This is a genomic window from Niveispirillum fermenti (genome assembly GCF_048066175.1).
In the GTDB taxonomy this organism is placed as follows: Bacteria; Pseudomonadota; Alphaproteobacteria; order Azospirillales; family Azospirillaceae; genus Niveispirillum; species Niveispirillum fermenti.
Genome location: NZ_JBLTXA010000161.1, coordinates 1 through 241, shown reverse-complemented (window position 1 = coordinate 241; position 241 = coordinate 1). Strand labels below are relative to the sequence as shown.

At 65.6% G+C, this 241-nt stretch carries 1 protein-coding gene; it reads right to left on the bottom strand.

Features of this window, described 5'->3' with window-relative positions; genetic code table 11:
• Positions 1 to 241: MBG domain-containing protein (locus ACM9LZ_RS26150; protein ID WP_416622423.1), on the bottom strand; the 241-nt coding region annotated here is incomplete at both ends.

The window sequence follows — 241 nt, the reverse complement described above, 5'->3', positions numbered from 1 at the left end:
TAGGTCTTGGTCGCTCCCGACGCCGTGATCGTCAACGACGCCGGGTTCACCGTCAGCGTCCCCTCGGCATAGGTGATCGAATAGTTCGACAGGCCCGTGCCGGACGCACCGGCCGCCACGATGGAATAGCTGCCGGCATTCGCCAACGTGCCGCTGCCGGCAGAGGTCAGGCTGACGCCGCTGATACTGTCACTGTTCACCAGGCCGCTGCTGGTGAAGCCCGTCAGGTTCGCGCTGCTGC